Raw genomic sequence first — 14,214 nt, 5'->3', positions numbered from 1 at the left:
ACGTCCCGGCCGGAAGACCTTGCCCGCTCCGTCCCGAATAGAACTCGGGAGGCGGAGTCGCGTGTCCACTCCGCCCGGTCGAGTCACCGACGAACGGTCGGACCGAGATGAGCAGCCGAATGCTGTTCGTCCTGGCCGTGACCTGTGGCGTGGCCGTGGGCAACATCTACTTCCCGCAGACGCTCGTCCCACTGATCGCCACCGGACTGCACACCTCGTCGGACGAGGCGGCGCTGGCCGTGTCGGCCACGCAGATCGGCTACGCGAGTGGGATCTTCCTACTGGTCCCGTTGGGGGACCGCCTTCCGCACCGGCGACTTCTGCTCGCTCTGCTCGGTCTGACGGGGTTCGGCCTGCTACTCGCTGGATGCGCCCGGAACCTGTCGCTGCTGGTCGCCGGCAGCGTGTTGATAGGACTCACCACGGTGGGAGCACAGGTGATCGGCCCGCTGGCAGCGGGTCTGGTGGAGGACCAACGCCGGGCGGCTGTGCTCGGCACCCTGTTGAGCGGTTCGGTCGGCGGCATGATCCTGGCCCGTGCTTTCAGCGGCACGCTCGGCGAATGGTTCGGTTGGCGAGTTCCGTACCTGGCGGCCGCCGTACTGGTATTCCTCCTGTTGGCCGTTCTCTCCCGCATGCTGCCGTACACGTCCCCGCAGTCGCGAGAGCGCTACCCCTCACTGCTGGCGGAATCGCTGCGCCTGCTGTTCACCGAACCGGAGCTGCGTCGCTCCTGCCTCTACCAAGCAGCCGTGTTCGCCGGCTTCTCGGCAGTGTGGACCACCCTGGCGATCCTGCTGACGGGACCGGTCTACGGGTTGGGGACCTCGGCGGTAGGGCTGTTCGCGCTGGTCGGCGGTGTCACCGCATGTTGCACGCCGCTAGCCGGAGGTTGGGTGGATCGACAGGGTCCCGGTCCGGTCAATCTCGTTTGCATGTTCGGCGTACTCGTCTCGGCCGCGGTCCTGGCCGGAGGCACCCACGGAGACAGGAGCGGTCTGATCGCGCTGATCATCGGCACGTTACTGCTCGACGTGGCGATGCAGTGCGGCATGGTCGCGAACCAGGCCCGGGTATACGCACTGCGTCCCGAGCGACGGAGCAGGCTCAACACCGCCTACATGACGTGCGCTTATCTGGGCGGCAGCGCCGGATCGTGGATCGGGTCGCACGTATACGACCTGTTCGGCTGGGCCGGGGTATGCGGGTTCGTGGTCGTGCTCACCATGCCGGCCCTGCTCCGCCACCTGCTGACAACCCCTGCCCGAAAACGGGGCCGGGATCGCTCCTCGGCGGTGGGAGACTCGGGAGCGTGCCGACCGCCACAGTGAACATCCGTCCGGCGCGGGTGATCGGCGCGAGCCGGGACCGCGACGCGGGACGGGATACCGGGGAACTGCAGGCGCTGTACCTGCACCCGCGGCACTGGCGGCGCGGCTCGGGAACTCGACTGCACGAGCACGCGCTGCGCGTCCTGCAACACGAGAGCTACGCGAGCACCACGCTCTGGGTGTTGACCGCGAACAACCGCGCCCGTCGGTTTTACGAACAACGTGGTTGGGAATGTCTCGGAACTACCCGGACGGAAACGCTCGGTGACGGTGACGTGCGAGTGGAGGAGGTCCGGTACCGGTACGTGCCCACCTTCCACCGGAGATGACACTCCCCTGGTTCGCTCACACCTCGTCCCTCGATCGAAGGAGTGGCCTGCACCGCGGCCCCGCCGGGGCGACCCTCACGAGGAGAAGTGTCGGTCCCGGGGGTCACACACTGCGACTTCCGTTCCGTATCGGTAAGAGCACAGGGATGTGGATCGCATGAGCGGAAAGCTACAGGGCAAGGTGGCACTGGTCGCCGGAGCCACCCGCAGCGCGGGCAGAGCGATCGCGGTGGAGCTGGGAACCGCCGGAGCCACGGTGTACGTCACGGGACGCAGCACTCGTGAGCGGCGTTCGGAGTACGACCGCCCGGAGACGATCGAGGAGACCGCCGAACTGGTCACTCGGTCCGGTGGTCACGGCATCGCCGTCCAAGTCGACCACCTGGACGAGCGACAGGTCAGGGCACTGACCGAGCGGATCGATCGTGAGTATGGGCGGCTCGATGTGCTGGTCAACGACGTTTGGGGTGGCGAGAAGCTGTTCGAGTGGAACACGACGCTGTGGCAGCACTCCTTGAACAACGGACTGCGGCTGCTGCGGCTGGGAATCGACACTCACCTGATCACCAGCGCGTTCGCACTTCCGCTGCTGATCAGGAATTCGGGCGGGTTGGTCGTGGAGATGACCGACGGCACGGCCGAGTACAACGAGGCGAACTACCGTGCTGCCGCTGGTGCCTACTACGACCTCGCCAAGGTGTCGGTGACTCGATTGGCACTTGCCCAGGCCGAGGAGCTGCGCCCCTACGGCGGCACTGCCGTGGCGTTGACGCCGGGCTGGTTGCGTTCGGAGATGATGCTCGACGCCTTCGGCGTCGCCGAACAGAACTGGCGTGACGCCGTCGAGGCTCAGCCGCACTTCGCCATCTCGGAGTCTCCGTACTACGTGGGGCGTGCGGTAACCGCGCTGGCCACCGACCCCGAGGTGGCACGCTGGTCCGGGCAGTCGTTGTCCAGCGGTGGTCTCGCCGGGGTGTACGGATTCACCGACCTCGACGGCAGCCGCCCCGACGCATGGCGCTACATCGCCGAGGTTCAGGACCCAGGCAACCCGGCGGACACGGCCGGATACCGGTAGCCGGTTGCCCAGTCGGGCTCGGCTGCGAAGTTTGGAAACCGGCCACGAGGTACCGATTCCGGGAGGAAGCAGAATCGGTACATGCGCACACGTGTCGTGGGTACTTCTCTCGGCCCCGTCGAGGTGGGGATCAGCTCCGAAGCCGGTGAGGCCGTCGTGTTCTTTCCCGGTGGGCACAGCACGGCTGCCACGCCGAACGGCGCCGACCTCTACACCGAGCTGGGATACCGGGTGGTCACGTTCTCACGACCCGGTTACGGCCGCACCGCTGTCGGCGATCTCACCGCCGCGGAGTTCGTCCCCGCGGTCGCCGAGGTGTGCGCGGGTCTGGGGATCACAACCGCGGCCGCGACCGTGGGCATGAGCTTCGGCGGGCTGCAGGCCGTGCACGTGGCAACAGGGCTGCCGCACCTCGCTCCGCGGCTCGTGCTGCACAGCTGCGCACCGTCCTCGCTGCCCTATCCGGACGGTCTTACCGAACGCCTCGTCGCTCCCCTGGCGTTCGGTCCCCGGACACAACGGCTCACCTGGCGCGCGGTACGCCTTCTGACCGCTTCGGACCGTGGTCTGCGAGTGATGATGTCCTCGTTGTCACGGCTGCCGGTCCGGCAGTGGTGGTCGCAATGGAGCCGGGACGATCGCGCGGCGGCACGCGGAATCTTCTCGATGATGGGGTCCGGCTCGGGATTCGTCACCGATCTCCGCCAGGCTCGCCCGGAACGATCGTCCTACCGGGAGTCGACACTGCGATCAGTGCCGTGTCCGACGCTGATCACAGCCTCTCGACACGATGGCGGGGTCGCGTTCGAGCACACCGAGGACCTCCGACGAACGATCCCGGACGCGCGGCTGGTCGAAACCGGGGCGCCGAGTCACTTCCACTGGCTCGGTGCCTCACGGGGCACCGTCTCACGAACGGTCCGCGAGTTCTTCTCCGCCTGAGCGGTGAACCGGGCGCGGACCACCGGATACGGCAATGTGAGATCTCCGTGCCACTTACGACCGGACCGGCACCGTCTCCGTTCCGAATCACCGTCGACAACTGTCGTGGACACCTCGTGAGCACGGTGAGTCCCGAGCGGCCTCCGGTTCGTGAGAAGAATTCCGGGCCGTCTATCTTTCGAGAGTAATGACCGAGTTGAACCAGTCACCGTCGACGGAGCACGTACGTCCTTCCTGGCGTGCACTGCTCTCACCGCTCAGCGATCTACTGGTGATCCTGGGCGGGGCACTGTTGGTATGGCGCGCCTGGGTGGTCGGCGAACGGCTGCTGGCGCGTGGGGTCGACATCTACCTGGATCTGCCGCCGTTGTTCGCCAGCTGGGCGCCGCACACCGGCCCCGGAACGGTGCCCGCGATTCTGCTCGCGCTGCTGGTGATCATCGCGGGGCCGACCGTGGCAGCACGGCTGCGCTGGGGACCACTGCTGGCGGTCACCTACCCGGTCACGTTGGGCTGGATGTTCAGCCTGACCATGATCGAGGGCTGGGACTTCGGTGTCGTGACCAAGTTGTCCAACCCCAAGAACTACCTCGCCGAGATCGACCGGGTGGATACGGTCTCGTCGATGCTGAGCGGGTTCACCGAACGAATCCTGCTCGAGCCCGGCTCGTGGGCGGTGCACGTGTCCGGACACCCGCCGGGTGCGCTGATGGTGTTCGTGTGGATGGACCGGATCGGCCTCGGCGGTGGGGTCGCGGCGTCCGTGATGTGCATGCTCGTCGGCTCCACGACCGTGCTGTCCATCGCGACCACGCTGCGCGCACTGGGCGAGGAACACGTCGCCCGGGCGATGCTGCCCTTCGGGGTGCTGCTGCCCGGCATGGTGTGGATGGGCGTCAGCGCCGACGCGATGTTCGCCGGGGTCGCGGCGTGCGGGACCGCGTTGCTCGCGGTGGGGACCGCACGGGGCGACAGACTGGGTGATCTGGTGGCGTTGACGAGCGGTCTGCTGCTCGGGTTCACGCTCTACCTGTCGTACGGGCTCGTGCTGGCCGGACTGTTCGCACTGGTGGTGCTGGCCCTGACACGCAGGCTGCGGCCGATCCTGTTCGCGATCGCGGGCTTCGTGGTGGTGGTGGCGCTGTTCACCGCGCACGGCTTCTGGTGGCTGGAGGGCTACGAACTCGTCCGGATCCGCTACTACCAGGGCATCGCCGACACCCGACCGTACAGCTACTTCGTGTGGGCCAACCTTGCCTGCGTCGTACTCGTCGCGGGCCCCGCCGTTCTGGCGAGCCTGCGGAGACTGGCGACGGCACCACGTCGTCTGGAGCTCGGGGCGCGGTTGCTCACGGTCGCGGCGCTGGTGGCGATAGCCGCCGCGGATCTGTCCGGGATGAGCAAGGCGGAGGTGGAGCGGATCTGGCTACCGTTCACCATGTGGCTCGCAGTGCCCTGCGCGGTGCTGCCACGGGGACAGCACCGCTGGTGGCTGACAGCGCAGGCAGTGCTGGCGCTGCTGATCAACCACCTGGTGATCACACGTTGGTGAGTTACGGCGGATCACCCTTCGGAGCACGCTCGGGCCCCGCTCGCTCGGGGCCCGAGCGGTCCGGTTCGGCGATCATCGGAGTGGTTCGTTCGGAATCGTTCGTGCGGCCTGATCAGGGGATCAGGAATCCCGGTGCAGCGACTCGATCCGTTCGGCCATCGTCAGGTCGTTCTCGGTCACCCCACCGGCCGAATGGGTGGTGATCCGCACGGTCAGTCGGTTGTAGTCGTGCACGGACAGATCCGGGTGGTGGTCGGCTTCATTGGCGAGATGGGCGATCGCGTTGGCGAAGGTAACCGCGGTGAGAAACCCCTTGAGTTTCCAGGTCTTGTGCACCGCCGAGTCCCGGTACTGCCAGTCCCCGAGTTCGGCGAGCCTGTTCTCGATCGTGTCCTGCGACAACAGTTCGGGCATCGAGCCCTCCTCAACGCTGCTCGTCAACGGTCACCGGGTGTCGTGCCCGTGCGGGAGTTGTACCAGAAGGATCGTCTCCCGACTGATCACCCCGGCCGGGACCACCCCTGTCGATCACCCCGGCCTGGCGCGCCGAAGCGAAACGCGGCTCCTCCACGGTGTGCCGGGTGGAGCGGACGGCTCATCTTCCGGGCGTCTCCTGTTCCGGACGTTGCGGGACACTTCGCTCCACCTCGTCGCTGTTCCCGTACGTACCGTCCGGCAGCGCCCGCAACGCGCGCAACGTGCGGGGGTCGGCCTCCCGGTCCTCGGCGTATCGGATCAGCTCGGCCTTGTCCGCCGGGAACTCCAAACCCTGCAACGCCTTGTTCACCCGACGTTCGTCGGCATCGGTCATGACGATCCTCTCGTGACTCGCGGGGTGTTCGGGGAGCACGGAACTCCCGTACCGCCCCGCAGGACTGTTCCGCCGTACGGCTACCCAGTCGGACGGAAACTGACACCCGCCGGTCGGATCCGTAACCGTGCCGAGCACTTCGACGGGTGGGATCATCCGTGGGAAGCCACTCGCTAACCTGACGGCATGACCGAATACGTGCAGGTTGTCACCACCACCGACTCCGAACACGCCGCCGCCGAGCTGGCTCGTGGTGTGGTCGGGGCCCGACTCGGTGCGTGCGTACAGGTCGTGCCGATCCGCAGCTTCTTCCGCTGGCAGGGAGGTGTGCAGGACGAGCAGGAATGGCAGTTGCAGATCAAAACCACCCGGGAGCGGGTGACCGAGCTGCGTGAACACCTGGGAACACGGCACAACTACGACGTGCCCGAGATCATCGTCACGCCGATAGTCACGGGTGACGAGCAGTACCTGTCCTGGGTCGAGGAGGAGACCAATCCTTGATCACGACGGGTGCCGCACCCGAGAGTTCGACGTGCGGGTTTCCGTCACCGGCGACAAGCAGCGGTGATCACGCCCGAGAATTCCGTTCGGGGCCGTCGTAGACTCTCTCGGCAAGCATTTCACCGCCCCGGTACCGGTTCCCGAAGGAGCGCGAGAACGGGAATGGATCGGACCGGCAGCAACACGCGTCGCGACCGCGGCGAGGCAAGGACCCAGCCGGATGAAGAAGCCCACCATCACCCGCAACGACATCTACATCACGGCGGCAGGCCCCGCCGTGGGGCTGCTCGTGGCGATGTTCACGCTGCACTGGGACTGGTTGTTCGCCGGGATACTGATATCCGCCGCCGGCCTGGTGTGGCTCCGGTTACGACGTGCCGCTGTGGACTGGTCGGTGCGGACGGGGCTACTCGCCCTGCTGCTCGGACTGCTGCTGTGGCTGTGGCTCAACGACGCGCGTTGGGCGATTCTGGGGTTGTTTCCGCTGGTGTTCGTGTTCATTCGCAAGCTGGCCGCCACCGTCGATCAGCATCGCTGAGCCGGTCGGCGCAGTCCGAGTCCGTACCCGGCCCTGAAGGGGCACGCTTCCCCTCTCCGGTCGCTGCCCGGCAGGGGCAGCGACCCCGCGGGCGGACCGCATCCGCGTGTCGGAAGGTCAGCTCCCCGACCTCGGCGATGATCACGTCCGACAGCGGCACCGGCGGGCACGGCTGTGAGCGGGTAACGCCCCGGAGCCCGAACTTCCGTTCGGCACCCCGAAGTGGTTTCCGTCGAGCGGAAGAGTTCGTTTCCAGGGAGAAACGAAGTGGTTCCGGGACTGTCGCGGTGATCAGTGGCATGCCAATATTCGGCGACCAAATTATTCGTGGCGTCGCCGGTTCCGGTCCGCGCAGGGCGAGAACCCGCCGAGCGGACCGAACGGTGTGAAAGGACGATGCTCGTGCACGTGCTATGGGGTATTGGCGGCATGGTGGTGCTGCTGCTGATCGCGGTGGCCCTGTCGACCAGCCCACGTTCGATCCGGCCCCGCACGGTACTGGGAGCACTGGCGATTCAGGTGGTTTTCGCTGTTCTCGTGCTGCGCTGGGAGACAGGAGAGCGGGCGCTGGAGGCGGTCGCCGCGGGTGTGGGCAAGGTGATCGACTCCGCCAATGAGGGCATCAATTTCATGGTGGGGCCGCTGATCGGCCTGCTGGACGAGGGAAGCACGCTGTTCGCCTTCCAGGTGTTGCCGATCATCGTGTTCATCGCCTCGCTGAGCGCGGTGCTCTACCACTGGCACATTCTGCAGTGGGTGGTACGCATCATCGGTGGCGGACTGCAGAAACTGCTGGGTACCACGAAGGCGGAATCGCTCAACGCCACGGCCAACATCTTCGTGGGGCAGACCGAGGCACCGCTGGTGATCCGGCCGTACCTGGCCAGGATGACCCGCTCGGAGTTCTTCGCGGTGATGGCGGGCGGCCTGTCCACGGTGGCCGGAACGGTGCTCGTCGGCTACTCGCTGCTGGGAGCGTCGCTGGAGTACCTGATCGCGGCCAGTTTCATGGCGGCACCGGCCGGTCTCCTGATGGCCAAGATCATCGTTCCCGAGACCGAGAAGCCCCACAGCGACGAGGCCGTGGCCGCCACGACGACGGGAACCGGCACGGAATCCGGCGCAGCTGCCTCCGGTTCGGGTGCGGAGTCCGACGACGGTGAACGTACCGAGGGTGCGGACACCGCGCACGAGGAGGAGCCCGAAAAGCCGCGCAACGTCATCGACGCCGCGGCGGTCGGAGCCTCCGACGGTCTCAAGCTCGCCCTCAACGTCGGAGCGATGCTGTTCGCGTTCATCTCGCTGATCGCGCTGCTCAACCTGATCATCGGCGGGCTCGGTGGCCTGTTCGGCCTGGAGAACCTGACCTTCCAGCAGATTCTCGGGTATGTCTTCTCGCCCGTCATGGTCGCCATCGGGGTCCCGTTCAACGAGGCTGTCGAGGCCGGGACCTTCCTGGGACAGAAGCTGGTCCTCAACGAGTTCGTCGCCTTCGCCGACTTCGGTCCCATGGCGGAGTCCGGCGCGTTCACCGAACGCACCGGCGTGATCATCACCTTCGCCCTGACCGGATTCGCCAACTTCAGCTCGCTGGGAATCCTGCTGGGCGGACTCGGCGGGCTGGTTCCCAGTCGCAGACCGCTGATCGCCCAACTCGGCATCCGAGCCGTGCTGGCGGGAACGCTGGCGAACCTCATGAGTGCCACCATCGCCGGAATGGTGATCGGTTGACCGCGGCACCGTTGTGGCGGTGCGCCCACGCATCGCCACAACGGTGCACAGCCGAACACGGGTGGTCGTCGATGGACCACCCGATCGCGCGTTCGAACACCTTTGACAAGCTGCGGACATGACCGCAGCCGATACGTTCCCTCGTCACAGCGCCCGGACCCAGGGGTTCAGTCTGGGCGCCCCACGTAATTTCACCGTCGCCCCGGACGGGCAACGGGTGCTGTTCCTGCGGTCGTCGAGCGGCACCGACCGGAGCAACGCGCTGTGGATGTTGGACACCGGCGACGGCACGGAGCACCGCGTGGCCGATCCCGCCCAGCTCGACGACACCGGGGCCACCTCGGCGGCGGAGCTGGCCCGTCGGGAACGCCTCCGGGAGCGGGCCTCGGGGATCACGGCTTACGCGGTGGACGACAGTGCCCGCCGGGTGGCCTTCACCCTCTCCGGTGAGCTGTTCGTGGCCGAACCGGAGAGCGGGTTGCTCCGCCGGTTGCCCGCCCACTACCCCGCCGCGGATCCCAGACCGGACGGCACCGGCACGCGCGTGGCCTACACCTCGCAGGGCGGGCTGCGTGTGATCGGATTCGACGGTTCCGGTGACCGGGCGCTGGTCGAGCCCGAACACGAGCGGGTCCAGTGGGGCTGCGCCGAGTTCATCGCGGCGGAGGAGATGAGCCGGAGCCGCGGCTACTGGTGGTCACCCGACGGTTCGGCGATCCTGGCGGCCCGGGTGGACGAGTCCGGAGTGGCGCAGTGGAACCTCGCGGACCCCGCCGATCCGGCACGGCCCCCCAGAACGATGCCGTATCCCGCCGCCGGGGAGGCCAACGCCGCGGTCACCCTGGAGCTGCTGCGGGTCGACGACACGAAGTTCGGACAACGAACACCCGTGCGCTGGGAAAACACCAGCCATCCGTACCTGGTGGCGGCTCACTGGTCCGAACACGGCCGACCGCTGCTGGCGGTGCAGAGTCGTGACCAGCGTAGCCAACTGGTGCTGGCGGTGGATCCCGACACCGGGGAAACCACGGAGCTGCATCGCGAGACCGATCCGCACTGGATCGAGATCAAGACCGGCTGGCCCGCCTGGACCCCGGGCGGCGGCCTGGCGCGGATCAGCGCGGTCGACGGCGCCTACCGGCTCCTGGTCGACGGCGACGACTGGACCGGTCCCGCGCTGCAGGTCCGCGCGATTCTGGACATCGGCCCCACCGACATCCTGGTGTCGGCATCGGCGGAGGACCCCACCCAGGTCCATGTTTACCGGGTGAGCGAATCGGGCGCGCAACGGGTATCCGAACAGGACGGTGTGCACAGCGCCACCCGTGGCGGACCGGTGACCGTGCTGTCCTCCAGCGGCACGGAGCGGCTGCACGGCACCGTGCGGGTATCCCGCGGAGAGGAACCGATCGCCGAGATCACCTCGCTCGCCGAGACGAGCACGATCACGCCGCGCGTCGAACTACTGCGACTCGGTGCCCGCGAGCTGTGCTCCGCGCTGCTGCTGCCGCACGGACATCGCCCGGAACACGGCAGGCTGCCGGTACTGCTGGACCCCTACGGGGGTCCGCAGGCACAGCGGGTGCTGCGACGACAGCAGGGGTATCTCACGCCGCAGTGGTTCGCCGAGCAGGGATTCGCCGTGCTCGTCACGGACGGCCGGGGCACGGGCGGTCGCGGCCCGGACTGGGACCGGGCGGTGTCCGGTGACCTCGCCGGGCCACCGCTGCAGGACCAGGTGGACGCGTTGCACGCGTGCGCGGCCGAACGAACCGATCTGGATCTCGATCGGGTGGGGATCCGGGGATGGTCGTTCGGGGGCTATCTGGCTGCGCTGGCGGTACTGCGCCGCCCCGACGTGTTCCACGCGGCGGTGGCGGGCGCACCGGTCTGCGACTTCCGGCTCTACGACACCCACTACACCGAGCGCTACCTCGGCGACCCGAACCGCGACCCCGAGACGTACACGGCGAACTCGCTGCTGCGGATGGCTCCCGAGTTGCGCAGGGAGCTGCTGCTGGTGCACGGCACCGTCGACGACAACGTGGTGTTCGCGCACTCGCTGCGGCTCTCGGAAGCGCTGACCTCGGCGGGCAGACCGCACACCCTGTTGCCGCTGCCCGGCGTGACCCACATGCCCACCTCGGAGAACAAGAGCGAGAACCTGTTGTTGCTGCAGCTGGATTTCCTGCGCCGGGCTCTCGGGCTGCCCACGGCTTCCTCGGAGGACGTCGCTCCGATCGAGTGACGGCCCCTCACCGCGGCAAGCACTCGGCGGCCTCCCGTAGGGGGCGCGCAGCCGCTCACCGGCTGCGCGCCCCCTACGGGGGATCCGGTGTCTCCGGCCGGTGGCGGCGCCTCGGGTCAATCGCGGAGCAGCGCGCCGAACCGCCTCGTCACGCGAACCGGAAAAGCGCGGACCGGGAAAGCTCCGTCAGAGTATCTCCAGCGGTGTCGGGCCATCGGGTGGCGGGAACCGCTCGTCGAGTCGGGCCAACTCCTCGTCCGAGAGCGAGAGCTCGACCGCCGCTCGGTTGTGGTCGACGTGTTCGACGGTCGCCGCCTTCGGGATCGCGCACATCCCTTCCTGCCGCAGCACCCACGCCAGCGCCAGCTGCGCTGGGGTGACACCGCGCTCGGCGGCCAGCTCGCCGAGCACCGGGTCGTCGAGCAACCTGCCCTGCTCGATCGGGGAATAAGCCATCACCGGCAGGTTCCGTTGCCTGCACCAGGGCAGCAGGTCGAACTCGGGGCCTCGGCGGGTGAGGTTGTACAGCACCTGATCGGTGGCAACTCGGGATCCTGCCTCGGTCGCGAAGAGCTCGCTCATGTCGGCCGGATCGAAATTGCTCACCCCGAAATAGCGGATCTTGCCGCTGCGCTGGAGCGACTCGAACGCCGCCATGGTCTCCTCCAGTGGCGTGGCACCCCGCCAGTGCAGCAGGTACAGGTCCAGCCGGTCCGTTCCCAGCCGCCGCAGACTGCGCTCGCAGGCCGCCACGGTACCGCCGCGGTCGGCGTTGTGCGGAAACACCTTGGAAACCACGAAGGCCTCGTCCCGCCTGCCCCGCAGCGCGGTACCCACGACCTGTTCGGCGCCGCCACCGCCGTACATCTCGGCGGTGTCGATCAGCCGGATCCCTGAGTCGAGCCCGTGGCGCAACGCGTCGACCTCGGCAGCACGTCGCGCGTCGCGCTCTCCCATACCCCAGGTCCCCTGCCCGAGCACGGGCAGCTCGCCCCCTTCGGGCAACGGCAGACTACGCATATCTCGCACCTTGTCGTTCGGAGAACTCGGACAGGGTGCCGGGCTTCCGGGGAGGCTACCCGATACCGATCCCGGCCGAAGCGGACGGTGCTCAGCGGGAGCTCTTGCGTTCCTTGATCCGTACGACCACGCGAACCGGGCTGCCCGCGAAACCGAACGCCTCGCGGAACTTGCGCTCCAGGAACCGGCGATAGCCCGCCTCAAGGAAGCCCGAACTGAACAACACAAGTGTCGGTGGTCGGGCGTGCGCCTGGGTGGCGAACATGATCTTGGGTTGCTTGCCGCCCCGGACCGGCGGTGGATGAGCCGCGACGATGTCCGACAACCACGAATTGATCTGGCCGGTGGAGACGCGCTGGTCCCAGGATTCGAGCGCTGTCCGCAGCGTGGGTGCCAGCTTGGCGACCGCACGGCCGGTCTGGGCCGACACGTTCACCCGCTCGGCCCAGCGTACTCGGACGAGATCGCGATCGATCTCCTTCTCCAGGCTCCGCCTGCGGTCGTCGTCGACCATGTCCCACTTGTTGTAGGCGATCACCAGCGCCCGACCGGACTCGATGACCATGCTGATGATGCGCAGGTCCTGCTCGGTCAGCGGCTCGGAACCGTCGATGAGCACGATGGCAACCTCGGCCGCCTCGATGGCCGCCTTGGTGCGCAGCGAGGCGTAGTACTCCGTGCCGTCGGCGGTCTTGACCCGCTTGCGCAGCCCGGCGGTGTCCACGAACCGCCACACTTCGTCGTCGAGCTCGACCAGCGAGTCCACGGGGTCGACGGTGGTGCCGGCCACCTCGTCGACCACGGCACGCTGCTCACCGACGAGACGGTTGAGCATGCTGGACTTGCCGACGTTGGGCTTGCCGACCAGCGCCACCCGTCGCGGTCCCGCCGCGCCCCCCAGCTGCTCCCGCGGGGTTTCGGGCAGCACGCGCAGCACTTCGTCGAGCAGGTCGCCCGACCCGCGACCGTGCAGCGCGCTCACCGGATGCGGCTCCCCCAGCCCGAGGGACCACAGCTCGGCCGTACCTGCCACCGCCACCTGGTCGTCGACCTTGTTGGCGACCACGATCACCGGGCGCCGGGACCGGCGCAGCACCTTCGCGGCGGCCTCGTCGGTGCCGCTGACCCCCACGTTGGCGTCGACCACGAACAGGATCGCGTCGGCTGCCGACATGGCCATCTCCGCCTGTGAAGTGACACTGGCGTACATGCCGTCGGCATCGGGGTCCCATCCACCGGTGTCGACGACGCTGAACGCGCGCCCGCTCCACACGGCGTCGTAGGTAACCCGGTCCCGCGTGACCCCCGGAGTGTCCTTGACCACGGCCTGCCTGCTGCCGAGCAACCGGTTCACCAGGGTGGACTTACCGACGTTGGGCCTGCCCACAACCGCCAGGACGGGACGGCCGGGTTCGGTTCCCGAATCCTCGTCGAGTTCGTCGAACAGGTGATCGTAGTCGGCCCAGTCCCTCTCGTCGGACCAGGTGCCGTCGAGGCCGGCACCCTCGGCGGCGTCGGCAAACGGCTCTTCGCTCACGCTTCGTTCCCTCTCACATCATCGTCTGGTTCGTCGGAGTCGGTCGTTTGGCCGTCCAGTTCGGCGAGCAACTCGACCAACTCGGTACGCACACGTTCGGTCGCCGCGGCCAGCCCCGCTCTGCCCTGCTGCTCCGGCAGGCGGACGGGTCTGCCGACGAGAACGTCCACCCTCGGCCGGAACCGGAACCGTCGCCCGCTCTCGCGAGCGGTACCCCGGCACGCGACCGGCAGCAGCGGCGCCCCCGCCGATCGGGCCAACCACGCCGCGCCGTGCCGCGCCTCGGCCACGCTTCCGCCTCGAGTTCCCTCGGGAAACACCCCGATCACCCCGCCGGAACGAAGTATCCGCACCGCGGCCGACAACGCCGCGCGATCGGGAGCATCACGACGAACCGGAAGATGACCCAGTTTACACAGTGTCCAGCCGAGCGGGCCGCGGAACAGTTCCCGCTTGATCAGGAACACCGCACCACGTGGCAGTGTCCCGAACAACACCGGACCGTCCGCGAGGGAACTGTGATTGGCGACGAGAACCACGGGGCCGGTCGTGGGGACCCGCTCACCGTGTCGAACGCGGATTCGATACGACAT

Annotated in this window: 14 protein-coding genes; 9 read left to right on the top strand and 5 right to left on the bottom strand. The window is 67.8% G+C overall.

What is annotated here, in order from left to right; genetic code table 11:
• The first annotated feature begins 107 nt into the window (after positions 1-107).
• From J2S53_RS03985 to J2S53_RS03965, 5 genes are all read left to right on the top strand, one after another.
• The gene (locus J2S53_RS03985; RefSeq protein WP_456239801.1) at positions 108-1,331 is read left to right on the top strand and encodes an MFS transporter; all 1,224 of its coding nucleotides are present in this window, start codon (positions 108-110) and stop codon (positions 1,329-1,331) included.
• A complete protein-coding gene (locus J2S53_RS03980) occupies positions 1,313-1,660 on the top strand; it encodes a GNAT family N-acetyltransferase (protein ID WP_456239800.1) in 348 nt (115 codons plus the stop codon). Before J2S53_RS03985 ends, J2S53_RS03980 begins: the two co-directional genes overlap by 19 nt.
• Before the next feature lie 157 nt (positions 1,661-1,817).
• Positions 1,818-2,738, top strand: a complete 921-nt coding sequence (locus tag J2S53_RS03975) for an SDR family oxidoreductase (protein ID WP_456239799.1) — start codon at positions 1,818-1,820, stop codon at positions 2,736-2,738.
• An 81-nt stretch (positions 2,739-2,819) separates the two neighbouring features.
• Entirely contained in the window at positions 2,820-3,680 is an 861-nt protein-coding gene (locus J2S53_RS03970) for an alpha/beta fold hydrolase (protein ID WP_456239798.1), read from the top strand.
• A 187-nt stretch (positions 3,681-3,867) separates the two neighbouring features.
• A complete protein-coding gene (locus J2S53_RS03965) occupies positions 3,868-5,232 on the top strand; it encodes a hypothetical protein (RefSeq protein ID WP_456239797.1) in 1,365 nt (454 codons plus the stop codon).
• Positions 5,233-5,352: 120 nt separating this feature from the next.
• Here J2S53_RS03965 and J2S53_RS03960 read toward each other — a convergent pair whose 3' ends face one another.
• Positions 5,353-5,646 carry a 4a-hydroxytetrahydrobiopterin dehydratase gene (locus J2S53_RS03960; RefSeq protein ID WP_092926811.1) on the bottom strand — a complete coding sequence of 98 codons (294 nt, stop codon included), beginning with the start codon at positions 5,644-5,646 and terminating at the stop codon, positions 5,353-5,355.
• A gap of 181 nt (positions 5,647-5,827) precedes the next feature.
• Positions 5,828-6,043, bottom strand: a complete 216-nt coding sequence (locus J2S53_RS03955) for a DUF2795 domain-containing protein (protein WP_092981166.1) — start codon at positions 6,041-6,043, stop codon at positions 5,828-5,830.
• A 186-nt stretch (positions 6,044-6,229) separates the two neighbouring features.
• On the opposite strand from J2S53_RS03955, the gene cutA reads away from it, so the two are divergent.
• From cutA to J2S53_RS03935, 4 genes are all read left to right on the top strand, one after another.
• Entirely contained in the window at positions 6,230-6,547 is a 318-nt protein-coding gene (gene cutA / locus J2S53_RS03950; protein WP_092981076.1) for a divalent-cation tolerance protein CutA, read from the top strand.
• A 220-nt stretch (positions 6,548-6,767) separates the two neighbouring features.
• The gene (locus J2S53_RS03945) at positions 6,768-7,085 is read left to right on the top strand and encodes a hypothetical protein (RefSeq protein ID WP_456239796.1); all 318 of its coding nucleotides are present in this window, start codon (positions 6,768-6,770) and stop codon (positions 7,083-7,085) included.
• A gap of 396 nt (positions 7,086-7,481) precedes the next feature.
• A complete protein-coding gene (locus J2S53_RS03940; protein WP_456239795.1) occupies positions 7,482-8,816 on the top strand; it encodes a NupC/NupG family nucleoside CNT transporter in 1,335 nt (444 codons plus the stop codon).
• A gap of 118 nt (positions 8,817-8,934) precedes the next feature.
• On the top strand, positions 8,935-11,064 hold the full coding sequence (locus J2S53_RS03935; protein WP_456239794.1) for a prolyl oligopeptidase family serine peptidase: 2,130 nt from the start codon (positions 8,935-8,937) through the stop codon (positions 11,062-11,064).
• A gap of 186 nt (positions 11,065-11,250) precedes the next feature.
• Here the strand turns inward: J2S53_RS03935 and J2S53_RS03930 are convergent, their stop codons facing one another.
• The 3 genes from J2S53_RS03930 to J2S53_RS03920 all read right to left on the bottom strand — a co-directional run bounded on the left by J2S53_RS03930 (position 11,251) and on the right by J2S53_RS03920 (position 14,214).
• Entirely contained in the window at positions 11,251-12,084 is an 834-nt protein-coding gene (locus J2S53_RS03930; protein ID WP_456239793.1) for an aldo/keto reductase, read from the bottom strand.
• Between the two features lie 91 nt (positions 12,085-12,175).
• Positions 12,176-13,621, bottom strand: coding sequence for a ribosome biogenesis GTPase Der (gene der / locus J2S53_RS03925; protein ID WP_456239792.1), 1,446 nt, complete (start codon positions 13,619-13,621; stop codon positions 12,176-12,178).
• Entirely contained in the window at positions 13,618-14,214 is a 597-nt protein-coding gene (locus tag J2S53_RS03920) for a lysophospholipid acyltransferase family protein (protein WP_456239791.1), read from the bottom strand. Before J2S53_RS03920 ends, der begins: the two co-directional genes overlap by 4 nt.

The organism is Actinopolyspora lacussalsi (genome assembly GCA_030803735.1).
Lineage (GTDB): Bacteria > Actinomycetota > Actinomycetes > Mycobacteriales > Pseudonocardiaceae > Actinopolyspora > Actinopolyspora lacussalsi.
Note: the sequence above shows the minus strand (reverse complement) of the source record. Positions and strands in the feature narration are given on the sequence as shown.